12 protein-coding genes are annotated in these 14,773 nt (G+C 61.8%); 3 read left to right on the top strand and 9 right to left on the bottom strand.

Annotated elements, in window-relative coordinates:
• Positions 1-27 precede the first annotated feature (27 nt).
• Positions 28-1,200 carry an MFS transporter gene (locus HU731_RS27950; RefSeq protein ID WP_186606339.1) on the bottom strand — a complete coding sequence of 391 codons (1,173 nt, stop codon included), beginning with the start codon at positions 1,198-1,200 and terminating at the stop codon, positions 28-30.
• 109 nt (positions 1,201-1,309) lie between these two features.
• Between HU731_RS27950 and HU731_RS27945 the strand changes: the two genes are divergently transcribed.
• Positions 1,310-3,475 (top strand): TonB-dependent receptor, encoded by a 2,166-nt coding sequence (locus tag HU731_RS27945; protein ID WP_186606340.1) that lies wholly within the window; start codon positions 1,310-1,312, stop codon positions 3,473-3,475.
• 9 nt (positions 3,476-3,484) lie between these two features.
• On the opposite strand, the gene HU731_RS27940 is transcribed toward HU731_RS27945, so the two are convergent.
• Complete coding sequence (locus tag HU731_RS27940) at positions 3,485-4,414, bottom strand: LysR family transcriptional regulator (protein WP_186606341.1); 930 nt, start codon at positions 4,412-4,414, stop codon at positions 3,485-3,487.
• 108 nt (positions 4,415-4,522) lie between these two features.
• Between HU731_RS27940 and HU731_RS27935 the strand changes: the two genes are divergently transcribed.
• Positions 4,523-6,022: a CoA-acylating methylmalonate-semialdehyde dehydrogenase gene (locus HU731_RS27935; RefSeq protein ID WP_186606342.1), complete on the top strand. Its 1,500-nt coding sequence runs from the start codon at positions 4,523-4,525 to the stop codon at positions 6,020-6,022.
• Positions 6,023-6,197: 175 nt separating this feature from the next.
• The gene (locus HU731_RS27930; RefSeq protein WP_014718054.1) at positions 6,198-6,974 is read left to right on the top strand and encodes an L-arginine-binding protein AotJ; all 777 of its coding nucleotides are present in this window, start codon (positions 6,198-6,200) and stop codon (positions 6,972-6,974) included.
• 124 nt (positions 6,975-7,098) lie between these two features.
• Here HU731_RS27930 and HU731_RS27925 read toward each other — a convergent pair whose 3' ends face one another.
• From HU731_RS27925 to xylF, 7 genes are all read right to left on the bottom strand, one after another.
• Entirely contained in the window at positions 7,099-7,725 is a 627-nt protein-coding gene (locus HU731_RS27925; RefSeq protein WP_186606343.1) for a helix-turn-helix transcriptional regulator, read from the bottom strand.
• A complete protein-coding gene (locus HU731_RS27920) occupies positions 7,725-8,858 on the bottom strand; it encodes an NAD(P)/FAD-dependent oxidoreductase (RefSeq protein WP_186606344.1) in 1,134 nt (377 codons plus the stop codon). Before HU731_RS27920 ends, HU731_RS27925 begins: the two co-directional genes overlap by 1 nt.
• Positions 8,859-8,975: 117 nt before the next feature.
• The gene (locus HU731_RS27915) at positions 8,976-9,917 is read right to left on the bottom strand and encodes an ornithine cyclodeaminase family protein (RefSeq protein WP_186606345.1); all 942 of its coding nucleotides are present in this window, start codon (positions 9,915-9,917) and stop codon (positions 8,976-8,978) included.
• A gap of 204 nt (positions 9,918-10,121) precedes the next feature.
• Entirely contained in the window at positions 10,122-10,430 is a 309-nt protein-coding gene (locus HU731_RS27910) for a DUF6124 family protein (protein ID WP_003190524.1), read from the bottom strand.
• Positions 10,431-10,896: 466 nt separating this feature from the next.
• Positions 10,897-12,033 (bottom strand): sugar ABC transporter permease, encoded by a 1,137-nt coding sequence (locus HU731_RS27905; RefSeq protein WP_186606346.1) that lies wholly within the window; start codon positions 12,031-12,033, stop codon positions 10,897-10,899.
• A complete protein-coding gene (xylG, locus tag HU731_RS27900; RefSeq protein WP_186606347.1) occupies positions 12,034-13,578 on the bottom strand; it encodes a D-xylose ABC transporter ATP-binding protein in 1,545 nt (514 codons plus the stop codon).
• 97 nt (positions 13,579-13,675) lie between these two features.
• Positions 13,676-14,674: a D-xylose ABC transporter substrate-binding protein gene (gene xylF, locus HU731_RS27895; RefSeq protein WP_125969846.1), complete on the bottom strand. Its 999-nt coding sequence runs from the start codon at positions 14,672-14,674 to the stop codon at positions 13,676-13,678.
• Positions 14,675-14,773: the final 99 nt, after the last annotated feature.

The following is a 14,773-nucleotide window of genomic DNA, read 5'->3' as shown; positions in this document are numbered from 1 at the left end:
CCGTGCAATTGAGAAGTATTCCCAATGCTAAGTGCAAACCCGTCGGTTGCGCAACGCGAGAATCGCAATCAGCGCCATGGCATAGGCCACACACACAAACAGGTAGGTGTACGCCAAGCCATAGACCTGGCTGAGCAGGCCGCCGGCGCAGATGCCCACAATCGAGGCAAATTGCGCGGTGCCTTGGGCGATCCCCAGTACATGGCCTTGCTGCGCGCTGTCGGCGGTTTTTGAAACCAGCGCCATCAGTACCGGTGTGGTCGCGCCCAGCAAGACGCCCCAGACAAAATAAGCGACCACAAACACCAGCGGGTTGCGGGTGAGGCCGGCGAGGGCGGTGAGCGCGATGCAGCCGGCCACTACCCAGGTGAGGCGGCGCAAGCTGTCCGCCTGGCTGCGCCCTTCGAAGTGGCGCGCCCAGGCAGTGGCCGACAGGATAAAACCCAGGGCCAGCAAGCCGTAGCACAGGCCGACCAGGGCGTTGCTGACGGTGAACGTCGTACTCACATACAGCGCGAACGAGGTCTGCGGCAGCATCCGCGCCAGCAGCAGAATGCCCATCACCATCAGCAGCGGCAACAGGGCCGAGGCCTGCCAGGCGCCGCCCGTTGACGGGGTTGTGGTTTTCTTCACCGGTGGCACATCCGGCAAGGTCAGCGCTGCAATCACCGTGCACACCGCACAGAGCGCCGCGGCGCTGAGGTTGATCCAGAAGAACGTCGCATGGTCGAGGATCAAGCCGCCGACCACGGCGCCGAGCAGCGAGCCGACATTGGTGGAAATCTGCAGCAGCGCAAACAGCCGCGCGCGCCGTGACGGCACCTCGATACTCACGCCATACGCCTGGGCCGGGGCGATGTAGCCGGCACAGGCACCTTGCAGAAAACGCAGCACCAGGATCGCCCAGAGGTCGCTGAACAGCGCCAGCCCCAGTTGCGTCAGGGTCAGGCCCGCCAGTGCGCGAATCATCATCAGCTTGTGGCCGTAGCGATCGCCGATACGGCCCCAGAACGCGCTGGTCAACAGAATGCCGAGCATCGGCCCCACGTACACGGCGATGCTGGCGAAACTGAACAGCGTGTCGGAGTCGGTCAGTTGGCGTAAATGCACCGGCCAGAACGGCCCGCTCATTTCCATGGCGCCCATGGACACAAGCTGGATCGTGAACAGCAGAGCAATCAGGACGCGGGTGGGTGGCATGGAGCAGTCTCGCTATACAAAAAAAGTCGCGGCAGGGGTGATACTTTTTCACGCGTCGACTGGCATCAAGCGTAACTCTCACTTCACTTGATCAAAGGGCCCTGACGTCATGCCTGTTGCCAGCCGGTTAACCCTCGCTATTCGTACCGCCCTGTTACTGGCTGCTGCCAGTGGCAACGCCTGGGCCGCCACCGCCGAGTCAGCCGACGACAGCGCGCAAAGCCTGACCCTTGACGCGACGAACGTCAACGCCCGCTATCTGGGCCCCACCGACCTGCCCGAGGTGCTCGCTGGCGGCCAGGTGGCCCGTGGCGCGCGCCTGGGCATGCTGGGCAACAAGGACGTGATGGACACGCCGTTCAGCGTGACCAGCTACACCGCCAAGACCCTCGCCGACCTGCAGACGGTGACCGTGGCCGATGCCCTGGAGCGCGACCCCTCGGTGCGTTCTACCGGGCAGACTGGCGGTATTGTCGACTCGTTTTTCGTGCGTGGTTTTGCGATTGGCGAGGGCAACCTGGGCGAGTTGGCCTATGACGGCGTGTATGGCGTGGCCCCCAACTACCGCGCATTCACCGAGTACGCCGAGCGCGTCGAAGTGCTCAAGGGGCCGGGGGCGTTGATGTACGGCATCTCGCCCAACAGCGGCGTGGGCGGGGTGATCAATATCGTGCCCAAGCGCCCGCTGGACCAGGACCTCACCCGCTTTACCGGCAGTTACGCCTCCGATACTCAAGTTGGCGGCCACCTGGATATCAGCCGCCGTTTCGGTGAGGAAAACCAGTTTGGTGTGCGCTTCAACGGCAGCCTGCAAGGGGGCGACACCGCCGTGGACGATCAGCATCGCGACGTGGGGGTGGGCGCCATTGCCCTGGATTATCGCGGCGAGCGCCTGCGCCTGAACCTGGACTACATCAGCCAGAAAGAAAGTTTTGAAGGCGCCTCGCGCCCGTTCACCCTGGCGCCGGGCGTGCAGGTGCCTTCGGCCCCCAATGGCCGCACCAGCCTGCCGCAGAAGTGGGGCTGGTCGGACACCAAGGAGCAGTCGGCCTTGCTCGGCGGTGAATATGACCTCAGCGATTCGCTCACCGTGTTCGCCCATGCCGGCGGTGGGCGGTCGGATGTCAAGCGCCTGTCGGACCAGGTGCCGCGCATCCTCAATGATGCTGGCGACACCAGTAATATTCCGGGTTACTACAAGTTCAACGTCGACCGGTCCACCGCCGATGTGGGCCTGCGTGCGCAGTTCGCCACCGGCCCGATCACCCACACCACCACGCTGATGGCGACCCGTTACCAGGATGAGCTGTCTCGCGGCATCAACAACGGCACCGAAATCCGCTCCAACATTTACCACCCGGTGGACACGCCCAAGCAAAACCTGCGGGCGCCGAAAGTGCTGCGCATCTCCGAATCGGAGCTGTCCGGCGTGGCGCTCACCGACACTCTGGGCTTTCTCGATGAGCGCATCCAGTTGACCCTGGGCGTGCGGCGCCAGGACATCGAATCGCGTAACTACAACGCCGCGGGTTTGGTGAGTTCGCGCTACAAGGATGCTGCAACCACGCCTTTGGTGGGCGTGGTGGTCAAGCCCTGGGATGACGTGTCGCTCTACTACAACTATGTCGAGGGGTTGAGCAAAGGCGATATCGCGCCGGGCACGGCCAGCAATGCCGGTGAAACCTTCGCGCCTTATGAATCCAAGCAGCACGAACTGGGCGTGAAGTATGAACACGGCACCCTCATGACCACCCTGGCGTTGTTCCAGATCGAGAAGCCCAGCGGCGAATTGGGCGCCAACGGTGTGTACTCCGTGCAGGCCGAGCAGCGCAACCGTGGCGTCGAGCTGAGCGTATACGGCGAAGTGGCTCCTGGCACGCGCTTGATGGGCGGCGTGACCTTGCTCGATGGCGAGCTGACCCAGTCGGCGACCGCCGCCAACCGAGGTAACAAGCCGGTCGGCGTGCCCGATATCCAGGCCAACCTGTGGGCCGAGTACGACACCCCGTGGCTGGAAGGTTTTACCCTCACCGGTGGGGCGATCTACACCGACAGCCAATACATCAACCAGGCCAACACCCAGGAGCTGGATGCCTGGACGCGCATTGATGCCGGCGTACGCTACGCGACCAAGATAGAAGAGCGGCCCACCACGTTGCGCGCCACCGTGCAGAACCTGTTTGACCGCGAGTACTGGTCGGGCGTGGCGTCTTACGGCGCCTTCTCGCCGGGCTATCCGCGCACCTTGCAACTGTCGGCGACGGTGGATTTTTAACCCTGGCGCCTAGCGGAACCCACCCGAGAGCTTGTCTTTCAGGTAGTTGACCAACGCACTCACCGACTTGGGCACATGGGGCGAGTAGGGCCGTATCAGATAGATCTCATCGGCAAACGCGCCTTTGAGTGTCCAGTCCTTCAAGACCTGCACCACTTTGCCCGCGTTCAGCGCCGCCTGGGCGCTGAAGTCTGGGAGCAGGGCGATGCCCAGGTGGTTGAGTGCGGCGTCGCGCAAGGCTTCGCTGTTGTTGGTGGCGAAGCTGCCGGCGATGGGCACGGTGAGGCGCTCGACGGGGTGGCTGCCGCGTTCGAAGGTCCAGGCGGGCTGGTCGGTGCCGCGTGGGTAAAACAGGCAGTTGTGCGCCGACAGCTCGCCCGGCTCGCGGGGTTTGCCGTGGCGTTGCAGGTAATCATGGGTGGCGACCAGCACTGAGGTGGTGTCGCACAGCTTCCACGCCACGTGGGTTTCGGGCACCTGGAAGCCGTGGCGCACCGCCAGGTCGTAACCCTCGGCGGCCAGTGAGCTCAAGGCATCGGAGACGTCCAGTTGGATACGCACCTGGGGGTACTGCTGCAAAAAGCCGGACAGGTGCGGCACCAGTTGTTGCCGGGCGAAGGCCACGGGAGCGGTCAGGCGCACCAGCCCGCGTATTTCCCCGGCCGAGTCGCGCACTGAGGAAAAACTGCGGGCGATCTGCGCGTAGGCGCTGCGCACTTCGCGAGTCAATGACAGCCCCGCATCGGTCAGCCGCACGCTGCGCGTGGTGCGCGTCACCAGGCGCGTGCCGGTGGCCTTTTCCAGGTCGGAAATGCGCTGGCTCACCGCCGATTTACTCACCCCCAGGCGCGCGGCGGCGGCGGTGTAGGTGCCTTGTTCCTCCAGCACTGACAGCCAGTGAATGTGGGTCCACAGCCCTTCGATCTCAGCCTTTTCCATGGGTGCATTGTTCGCCTATAAGGACAATAAGTTCAGGATTCTGCTCTGGTTCGGAACAAAGCGAAAGCCTATCGTGTGAACCAACGCTACCCACCTGGATCGACTGCCATGACTGCAACCATCGAGCACTACATCAACGACCAGCGCGTCAGCCGCGATGACCGTTATCAGGACGTCTACAACCCGGCCACTGGTGAAGTCACCGCGCGCGTGGCCCTGGCCAGCCGCCAGACCGTGGCCGAAGCCGTCGCCGCTGCCCAGGCCGCGTTTGCCGGCTGGGCCGACACCCCGCCGATCCGTCGCGCCCGCGTGTTGTTCCAATACCTGCACCTGCTGCGCGAACGCAAGGACGACCTGGCGCGCATCATCGTTGCCGAGCACGGCAAGGTGTTCACCGATGCCCAGGGCGAAGTCGACCGTGGCATCGACATCCTCGAATTTGCCTGCGGCATTCCCAACCTGCTCAAGGGCGAACACTCCGACCAGGTCTCCCGTGGCATGGATAACTGGACGATGCGCCAGCCGCTGGGTGTGGTCGCCGGCGTGACGCCGTTCAACTTCCCGGTGATGGTACCGATGTGGATGTACCCCATCGCCATTGCGGCGGGTAACACTTTTATTCTCAAGCCCAGCCCTACCGACCCGAGCGCTTCGCTGTTCATGGCCGAGTTGCTGCGTGAAGCCGGCCTGCCCAAAGGCGTGTTCAACGTGGTGCAGGGTGATAAAGAGTCGGTGGACGCGCTGATCGAACACCCGGACGTCAAGGCCGTGAGCTTCGTGGGTTCCACGCCAATTGCCCAATACATCTACGAGAGCGGCGCCCGCAACGGCAAGCGCGTGCAGGGCCTGGGCGGGGCGAAAAACCATATGGTGGTGATGCCCGACGCCGATATCGAGCGCACCGTTGACGCGCTGATGGGCGCCGCCTACGGCAGTGCCGGCGAGCGCTGCATGGCGATCTCCGTGGCGGTGCTGGTGGGTGATGTGGGTGACAAAGTCATCGCCGCCTTGACCGAGCGGGCCAAGACGTTGCGCATCACCGATGGTCGCGATTTGAAAGCCGAGATGGGCCCGATCGTGTCGCGGGCCGCGCTGGAACGCATCAGTGGCTATATCGAACAGGGTGTACACGCCGGCGCGCAGTTGCTGCTCGATGGCCGTGACTACGTGCCTACCGAGCCGGGCTTAGAAAATGGCTTCTGGTTGGGCGCGACCTTGTTCGACCACGTGACCCAGGACATGAGCATCTACCGCGAAGAAATCTTCGGCCCGGTGCTGGCCTGTGTACGGGTGAACGATTTTGCCGAGGCGGTGAAGCTGGTCAACGACCACGAGTTCGGCAACGGCGTCAGTTGCTTCACCCGCGATGGCAACATTGCCCGTGAGTTTGCGCGGCGCATCGAAGTGGGCATGGTCGGTATCAACGTGCCGATCCCGGTGCCGATGGCCTGGCACGGTTTTGGTGGCTGGAAGAAGAGCCTGTTCGGTGACATGCATGCCTACGGCACCGAGGGTGTGCGCTTCTACACCAAGCAGAAGTCGATCATGCAGCGCTGGTCGGAGAGTATCGAGCAGGGCGCGGAGTTTGCGATGCCGGTGTCCAAGTAAGGTTTAAGCTGTGCTGCAGGATCTGATGTGGGAAGGGCTCAAGCCCTCCCACATTTTTTTTGCCTGTTGACGGCTAAACACATAAAAGTCCAGTATGGAATTATAAGTACAAAAAAGCCGCTGCACGTTTTTCTTCACTCTTGCCAAACCAACAACAACTTGCGAGAACCCGCTCATGAAGAAACGCCACCTCCTTCCCGCCTTGGCCCTGAGCCTCTTCGCCTCCAGCCATCTGCTGGCCGCCGAGAAAACCTTGCGTATTGGTATCGAGGCGGCTTACCCACCGTTCGCCTCCAAGACCGGCGACGGCAAGATCGTCGGTTTCGACTACGACATCGGCAACGCCCTGTGCGCGCAAATGAAGGTCAAGTGTGTATGGATTGAAGGTGAGTTCGACGGGCTGATTCCGTCCCTCAAGGTCAAGAAGATCGACATGGCCTTGTCGTCCATGACCATCAACGAAGACCGCAAGAAGTCGGTGGATTTCACCCACAAGTACTATTTCACTTCTTCGCGGCTGGTGATGAAGGACGGCGCCGTGGTGGATGATCAGTACGCCAGCCTCAAGGGCAAGAACGTCGGCGTACAGCGCGCCACCACTACCGACCGGTATGCCACCGAGGTGTTTGAGCCCAAGGGCATCAACGTCAAGCGTTACAGCAATAACGAAGAAATCTACATGGACCTGGCAGCGGGGCGCCTGGATGCGATCTTTGCTGACACCATCCCGCTGAGCGATTTCCTGTCGATGCCGCGCGGGCAGGGTTATGCCTTTGTCGGCCCAGAGCTCAAGGACCCGAAATACGTGGGCGAGGGCGCCGGTATTGCAGTGCGCAAGGGCAATGGCGAGTTGGTCAGCGAACTGAACGCGGCCATCGACGGCATTCGCGCCAGCGGTGAATACCAGAAGATTTCACAGCAGTACTTCAAGGCCGATATCTACGGCGACTGATCCCATCGGATCGAACTTTTGTAGGAGCGAGCTTGCTCGCGAAGAACTCTCAGGCACCGCGTTTACCCAGAATGCACGCGTTATCGTTAAAGTTCTTCGCGAGCAAGCTCGCTCCTACAACGGATCATGCCTTCAATTCCTTCAAATGCTTGTAGACCGTCGCTCGCCCCATGCCCAGCACATTGGCCACATAGTTGGAGGCGCTCTTGCCCTTGAAGGCGCCTTCGGCATGCAGCGCCAGCACCAATTCGCGTTTGTGGTCGCGGGTCAACAGGTTCAGGCTCAACTGCCGCTCGCGCAGCCAGGCATGCAGAAAGGTGTTGATACGCTCCTGCCAGTCATCACGGAACAGCGCGTCCGGCTGTGCAATCAGCTTGCTTGGCGACAGGAATAAATCCAGCGCCGCCTTGGCCGTTTCGAAGATTGAAATATTCAGGTTGATGCACAACACAGCCAGCCGGCGGCCGTTGTGGTCGTGCAGCACGGTGCTCAGGCTGCGGATTTTCTGGCCATCCCAGTTGAGCTTTTCGTAAGGGCCGATATTCACCTCGCTGACGTCACCGTCGAGCATGTCCTCCAGGGACGAGTCGTCACCCAGGCTGCGCTTGGACAGGTTATTGGCGATGTAATCCACGGTTTGCGTGCGCAGGTCGTGCAGCACCACTTCTGCATGGGGAAAGAACAGCGTGGCGATTGCATCGGCAATCGCGCGGAAGTTCTGCATGACCTTGTCTTGTTCAGCAGTGTTCATCAATGGGGCTCCAGGCGGACCGGGGAGAGCATACCAGCGTCCAGGCCGAACCGCGTCAGTGCCTCGGGCAGCGGTTCGCCGCGCACCAGGGCCGCGCTTGCCTGGCCCATGGCGGGTGAGGTCTGGATGCCGTAGCCACCTTGCGCCGCCACCCAGAACAGCCCCGGTACTTGCGGGTCAAAGCCCGACAGCAAATCACCGTCCTGCACAAAACTGCGCAAGCCCGCCCAGGTGCGCGTCGGGCGGCGGATGGTCAGGGTGGTGGCTTCCTCGATCTGGTAGATGCCCATGGCGATGTCCAGCTCTTCGGGTTGCACGTCCTGGGGTTCTACCGGGTCGGCGTTGGCCGGTGAGCCGAGGAACATGCCAGCATCGGGTTTCATGTAGAACGCTTCGTCGAGGGCCACCAGCATTGGCCAGTCGTGGCTGTCCATGCCCTCGGGGCCGGCGAAGATAAAGGCCGAGCGGCGCTTGGGCTGCAAGCCGATGGACGCCGCGCCCGCCAGCCCGCCGATATGGTCGGCCCAGGCGCCGGCGGCGTTGATGATGACCGGCGCAGTGAAGCTCGCATCCTGGGTGCGCACCTGCCACAGGCCGTCGGCGTCGCGGCTCAAGCCCAGCACATGGCTGTCGGTGCGCACGTCGCCCTGGTTGCGGCGGATACCGCGCAGGTAGCCCTGATGCAGGGCGTCGGTGTCGATGTCGCAAGCGGTGGGGTCGTAGATAGCCCCGTGGACTTTTTCACGGCGCAGGATCGGCAAGCGTGCACAGGCTTCGTCGGCCGTCAGTCGCTGCACCTGCTCTACGGTGGCCTTGGCGCTGAGGTACTGGCTGTCGAGTTCGGCCGGGTCACCGTTGAAATCCACGGTCATTTCGCCTCGGGGCGTCAGCAGTGGGTGTTCGCAGAAACCTGCGGGTGGCTGGTCGAAGAAGGCCCGGCTGGCCAAGGTCAGCGCGCGCACTTGCGGGGTGCCGTATGCGGCGGTGTAGAGCGCCGCCGAACGCCCGGTGGAGTGATAGGCCGGGTGGTTTTCACGTTCCAGCACCAACACCTTGCCGTGCTGCGACAACCAGAACCCGGTGGACGCACCGGCAATGCCGCCGCCGATAATGATGAAGTCTGCGTGGCTCATGAAGAACTCCTGAAATAAGCATTGTAGGAGCGAGCTTGCTCGCGAAAAACGTTAACGATAACGCGCCCATCCTGTGTAAACGCAGTGCCTGTGAGGTCTTCGCGAGCAAGCTCGCTCCTACAGTTTGTAGAGGGCATTGGCCAGGGCGATGTCTTCCAGGCCCAGGCCGATGGAGCGGAAAAAGACGTGGCGATCGTAGGCCGGGCGTTGGGCCATGTCGCTGAACAACTCGGGCAGGTCGCCAATGATTGTGCGTTTATCCCAGCCGTACTGTTCGCTGGCGATCAGCATCTCACCGGCCGAATCTGGAGTGGTCTGGCGATAGTCGCAGAACACGTGCATTTGGTTAAGGGATTGCGGCGGCACTTCATGGGCACGCGGTGCGTTGGTGCTGATGGAGGTGATCAGCGCGGGTTTGCTCAAGCGTGACGGGTCGATGACCGGGCCGGCGGACGAGGTGCACAGCAGGATCACATCCGCGTCTTCCAGGGCGGCCTCGCAGGTGGCGGCGAGGGTCAGGCGCGGGTCCAGGCAGGCCCACTGCGTACGCGTTTCGACGCTGGCGCTGCCCAGGCTGGGGGAATACAGGCGGATCTGCTGCCAGTCGCGCAGGTTCTGCACATAACGCAGGTGCGCCTGGGCGACCTTGCCGCTGCCGATGATCGCCAAACGTTGCGCCGCCGCCGGGGCCAGCGCATCCACCGCCAACGCCGTGGTGGCGGCGGTGCGAGCGGTGGTCAATTCAGCGGCATCGCACAACAGCAACGGCTGGCCGCTGCGCATCGACATCAACAGGGTCCAGGCCGTCACCAACGGGCCTTGCTCGCGCACGATGTAGGGCGAAGTCTTGACCCCGTACACCCCGTCTTCGGCCAGTACGCCCAGGTAGTTGATGAAATCCCCGGCGCCTTGGGGAAACGCCACCAGCTGTTGCGCCGGCTGCACCGCTTGCCCGGCGGCGAGGTCGCGAAACAGCTTGCGCAGGATCAAGGGCACGTCGACTTGAGCCAGCAGGATGCGGGCCTGGGCTTGGTCGATAACGAGGGGCGTCGTGGGCATGGGGTTCTCCGGATAAACTAATTTGTCCATTATGGACTTTTAGTTTTTATCCGCAATAACCCGAGGGAAAAATGAGGCTTACGGGGGCTGTTCCCCCACCCATTGTAGGAGCGAGCTTGGTCGCGAAAAACCTCAACGATAACGCGTGCTTCCTGAATAAACGCAGCGCCTGTGAGTTTTTCGCGAGCAAGCTCGCTCCTACAGTCAGGCGGTGGCTTTGGTGCCGGTCAGGCACTCGATGGAGCGATCTACCGTGGTTTTTGCAATTTCCAGCAGATGCCACACCGCCAGGATCTTCGCCCGTTCAGGGCTTTGCAGCAGCTCACCGCAATCGAGTGCCGTGGCAGAAGCACTGTCGAGCAGGCTGGCGGTGTAGAGCAGGGCGTCTTCGAAACTCAGGTCTTCGTTGACGCAATGGAAGCCTTGGGTAGGCAGGTAGTGGTCGATAGCGCGGTTGAAAGCGGCGCGGTCTTTTGCGGGATCGATGGGTGGGTCGGGTAGTACTTTATTCATGGTGTAGTTCCTGTCTGATATCAAGGAGCTGACACTTTTCGCGACTAAACGAAGGTGGCGGCTGTACGCAGGTTAGTCGACCGGACAGAACAGGAACCCGGCGCGCCCGAAGGCGCCCTGCGCACAGCCACCATAAAGCTTCATGGGAGCATGCGCCTGTTCTCAAACCGGGCGACTAAACCCGATCACTGATTTGGCAGTGACGGACCGCAGACTAGCCACCGATTCCAGCAGGCACAAGGCGGCAAGGATTGTCTAGGAAACGTCCTGCAATTTAAAGGGACACGCCTTGCTGGCCCTTTACAAACCATGACCAAATGCCACTAACCCAAGCGTGCAATACGATCAACGTGGGAGCTGGCTTGCCTGCGATGGCGGTCTGTCAGCAGTAAAGAGGTAACTGACCCACCGCCATCGCAGGCAAGCCCGCTCCCACAGGGTGATCAGTGGTGCTCTGGCGGATAACTTATCGCCTGCCCGAGCGCGTGCTCACATCCACCCACACCGCCAGCACCAAAATGCTGCCCTTGACGATCATCTGCCAGTAGCTGTCCACATCCAGCATCGACATGCCGTTATCCAAACTGGTAATTACCAACGCCCCCAACAACGCGCCATACACCGTGCCCGACCCACCGCGCATCGAAGTGCCGCCAATAAAGCACGCGGCGATGGCGTCAAGTTCGCCCATGTTGCCCGCCGACGGCGAACCCGCCGCCAGCCTCGCGGTGTTGACCAGGCCAGCCAGCGCACACATCACCCCCATGATGCCGAAGATCCACAGTTTCACCGCTTGCACATTGATGCCCGACAGCCGCGTGGCCTCCATATTGCTGCCCACCGCATACACCCGGCGGCCGAACACGGTCTGGTGCGTGACATAGCTGAACACCCCCAGCAGCGCCAGCAACAGCAGCACCGGCACCGGGATGCCGTCGTAGCGGTTGAGGGTGGTGACAAAGCCTGCGAGCACCGCGCCAATCAGCACCACCCGCAGCGCATCGCGCAGCAGTGAGTGCGCAGCCAGGCCATGCAACGCACGGTTACGCCGTTGTTTCCAGGTGAGGAACAGCGTCAGGGCAAACAGCAACACCCCAAGCCCGATACCGACGCAGTGGGGCAAATACCCCTGGCCCACATACACCAGCGACGGCGACACCGGCGCGATGGTGGTGCCGCCGGTGATCCCCAGCAGAATCCCGCGAAACGCCAACATTCCGCCCAGGCCTACAATAAACGAGGGGATGCGCAGGTAAGCGGTCATGTAGCCGTTGGCCAGGCCGATCATCAAGCCGCACAGCGCCACCAGGCTCAGGTTGGCCAATAGCGGCACGTGATAGACCACATCCAGAATCGCCGCCAGCCCGCCCAGTAATCCGAGCAGCGAGCCCACCGACAAGTCGATCTCGCCGCTGATGATCACCAGCACCATGCCGCACGCCAATATCCCGGTGATCGACATCTGCCGCAGCAGGTTGGAGAGGTTGCGCGGGGTGAGAAAACCACCCTCGGTCTGCCAACTGAAAAACAGCCAGATGAACGCCACGGCGATCACCAGCGCGAGCATCTTGTAGCGGGTAAAAAGGTGTTTAACCTGGTTCATCTACGCGGTCTTCCGATTGTTATTGTTTTGGCTGAGCGCGGCGGCGAGCACCTGTTCCTGAGTGAGCCCGTCATTGATGAAATCCCCGCGCAACTGGCCGTCGCCAATCACCAGCACGCGGTTGGACACGCCGAGCACTTCGGCCAGTTCCGAGGAGACCATGATGATCGACACGCCTTCGGCCGCCAGTGCGCCCATCAGTTTGTAGATTTCGTACTTGGCGCCCACGTCCACGCCGCGTGTGGGTTCGTCGAGGATCAGCACCTTGGGCTTGGCCATCAGCATTTTCGCCAGCACGGCCTTTTGCTGGTTGCCGCCTGAGAGGCTGGTGATCGGCAGCGATGGGCTGGCGGTCTTGAGGTGCATGCGGCTGATCTGCTGGTCGATGCTGCCCAGTTCGGCTTCGGCGTTGATGCGGGTCAGGTGCGCGTAGGTGTCGAGCACCGCCAAGGTGATGTTCTGGCCCACGCCCAGGTCGGGGATAATGCCTTGGCGCTTGCGGTCTTCGGGCACCATGCACAGCCCCGCGCGGATCGACTTGAGCGGCGTGCGCGTGTCGATCACCTGGCCGTGCAGCCACACCTCGGCGCTGTAGCGCCCGGGGTACGCGCCGAACAAAGCCGACACCAACTCCGTGCGCCCGGCGCCCACCAAGCCGGCGATGCCGAGGATTTCGCCGCGCCTGAGCACGAAGGAGATATCGTCGACGCGCTTGCGCTTGGGGTTATCGACGTCGTAGCAGGTGACGTGACGCGCCTCGAAGATCACCTCGCCCACGTCACGGGGCTCGGTGGGGTAGAGGTTGCTCATTTCGCGGCCGACCATCTGCGTGATGATCTGCGGGATGTCCATGTCTGCCATGGCAGTGGTCGCGATGTGCTTGCCGTCGCGAATCACGGCGATGGTGTCGCACACCGCCGCCACTTCATCGAGCTTGTGCGAGATGTACACGCAGGCCACGCCCTTGGCCTTGAGGCCCTTGATGATGTCCAGCAGCACCTCGATTTCACCACGGGTGAGGGCCGAGGAGGGCTCGTCAAGAATCAACAGGCGCGCCTGTTTGTTCAGGGCCTTGGCGATCTCCACCAGTTGCTGGTAGCCGCCGCCATACTGCGACACCGGCAGCGCCACGTTCATGTCTGGCACCTTGAGTTCACGCATCAAGGCTTCGGCGCGGTGCAGCATCGCCGGGTAGTTCATGCGCCCACCGGGCAGGGTCAGTTCGTGGCCCATGAAAATGTTCTCGGCCACCGACAGGTCGGGCACCAGGGTCAGTTCCTGATGAATGATGACAATGCCGGCGGCCTCGGTTTCGCGGATGGACTGGGCCTTGAGCGGCTGCCCATCCCAGAGGATTTCCCCCTCCCAGGTGCCGTGCGGGTACACCGCCGAGAGCACCTTCATCAAGGTGGATTTACCCGCACCGTTCTCACCGCACAGGCCCACACACTCCCCAGGTTTGACCTTGATATCGATACCGTTGAGCGCGTTGACACCGCCAAAACTTTTGACGATGCCGTTCATTTGCAGCAGGTAATGCGACATGGCAATGGCTCACACAAAAGGCCGACGAAACACCGTCAGTGTAGGAGCGAGCTCGCTCGCGAAAAAAACCCAGGCGACACGGGCTGCCTGCCAGCACCTACAGGCCGATCTGCTCTTTGGTATAGAAGCCGTCTTTCTCCAACACATCGATGTTGGCCTTGGTCAACGGCGTCGGCGTAAGCAGGATGGTGTCGACCTTCTTGCTGCCATTGTCGTATTGCGAGCTATAGGTAGGCTTTTCACTGCGTGCCAGCTGTACCGAAAGCTTGGCCGCTTCGGTGGCGATCAGCTTGAGCGGCTTGTACACGGTCATGGTCTGGGTGCCATCGATCACGCGCTTGATCGCCGCCAGGTCAGCGTCCTGGCCGGAGATTGGCACCTTGCCCGCCAGCTTCTGCGCGGCCAGGGCCTGGATCGCACCGCCGGCGGTGGCGTCGTTGGAGGCAACGATGGCATCAATCTTGTTGTCGTTACGGGTCAGGGCGTTTTCGACAATGCTCAAGGCTTCGGTGGGGTTCCATTCCTTGACCCATTGCTGGCCGACGATCTTGATATCGCCCTTGTCGATGGCCGGTTGCAGCACCTTCATCTGACCTTCGCGCAGCACCTTGGCATTGTTGTCGGTTGGCGCACCGCCCAGCAGGAAGTAATTGCCCTTGGGCGCCGCTTGCAACACGCCGCTGGCCTGCATCTCGCCGACTTTTTCATTATCGAAGGAAATGTAGGCGTCGATGTCGGCATTGAGGATCAGGCGATCATAGGACACTACCTTGATCCCGGCCTTCTTGGCTTCGGCCACCGCGTTGGTCAGCACCGTGGCGTTGAACGGCACGATCACGATTACATCGACGCCACGGGAGATGAGGTTTTCGATCTGGGCAATCTGCTTCTGTTCGTTGGCATCGGCAGACTGCACAAACACCTTGGCGTCGAGCTTTTCTGCGGCGGCAACAAAGTAATCACGGTCGCGGGACCAGCGCTCCAGGCGCAGGTCGTCGATGGAAAAACCGATTTTCGGGTGTGCAGGATCGGCCATCACCGGCAGGGCGAGCAGCGCCAGGGCTGCGGCGAGCAGGGCAGGTTTGAATGACTTCATGGTGGTGCGTCCTTTTATTGTTGTTGGAAAGACACAGGGTGGTGCGGGTTGAACTGTAGAGCGTCACTCGACGCTCTGTGCAGAGATTTGTCGTGCAAA

It is taken from the genome of Pseudomonas salmasensis (assembly GCF_014268375.2).
Classification (GTDB): domain Bacteria; phylum Pseudomonadota; class Gammaproteobacteria; order Pseudomonadales; family Pseudomonadaceae; genus Aquipseudomonas; species Aquipseudomonas salmasensis.
The sequence above is the reverse complement of the archived record's forward strand: the minus strand, read 5'-3'. Positions and strand labels throughout refer to the sequence as shown.

Coding starts and splice junctions, on each gene's coding strand:
- HU731_RS27950 (WP_186606339.1), bottom strand. CDS start 1,200: ATGCCACCCACCCGCGTCCTGATTGCTCTGCTGTTCACGATCCAGCTT.
- HU731_RS27945 (WP_186606340.1), top strand. CDS start 1,310: ATGCCTGTTGCCAGCCGGTTAACCCTCGCTATTCGTACCGCCCTGTTA.
- HU731_RS27940 (WP_186606341.1), bottom strand. CDS start 4,414: ATGGAAAAGGCTGAGATCGAAGGGCTGTGGACCCACATTCACTGGCTG.
- HU731_RS27935 (WP_186606342.1), top strand. CDS start 4,523: ATGACTGCAACCATCGAGCACTACATCAACGACCAGCGCGTCAGCCGC.
- HU731_RS27930 (WP_014718054.1), top strand. CDS start 6,198: ATGAAGAAACGCCACCTCCTTCCCGCCTTGGCCCTGAGCCTCTTCGCC.
- HU731_RS27925 (WP_186606343.1), bottom strand. CDS start 7,725: ATGAACACTGCTGAACAAGACAAGGTCATGCAGAACTTCCGCGCGATT.
- HU731_RS27920 (WP_186606344.1), bottom strand. CDS start 8,858: ATGAGCCACGCAGACTTCATCATTATCGGCGGCGGCATTGCCGGTGCG.
- HU731_RS27915 (WP_186606345.1), bottom strand. CDS start 9,917: ATGCCCACGACGCCCCTCGTTATCGACCAAGCCCAGGCCCGCATCCTG.
- HU731_RS27910 (WP_003190524.1), bottom strand. CDS start 10,430: ATGAATAAAGTACTACCCGACCCACCCATCGATCCCGCAAAAGACCGC.
- HU731_RS27905 (WP_186606346.1), bottom strand. CDS start 12,033: ATGAACCAGGTTAAACACCTTTTTACCCGCTACAAGATGCTCGCGCTG.
- xylG (WP_186606347.1), bottom strand. CDS start 13,578: ATGTCGCATTACCTGCTGCAAATGAACGGCATCGTCAAAAGTTTTGGC.
- xylF (WP_125969846.1), bottom strand. CDS start 14,674: ATGAAGTCATTCAAACCTGCCCTGCTCGCCGCAGCCCTGGCGCTGCTC.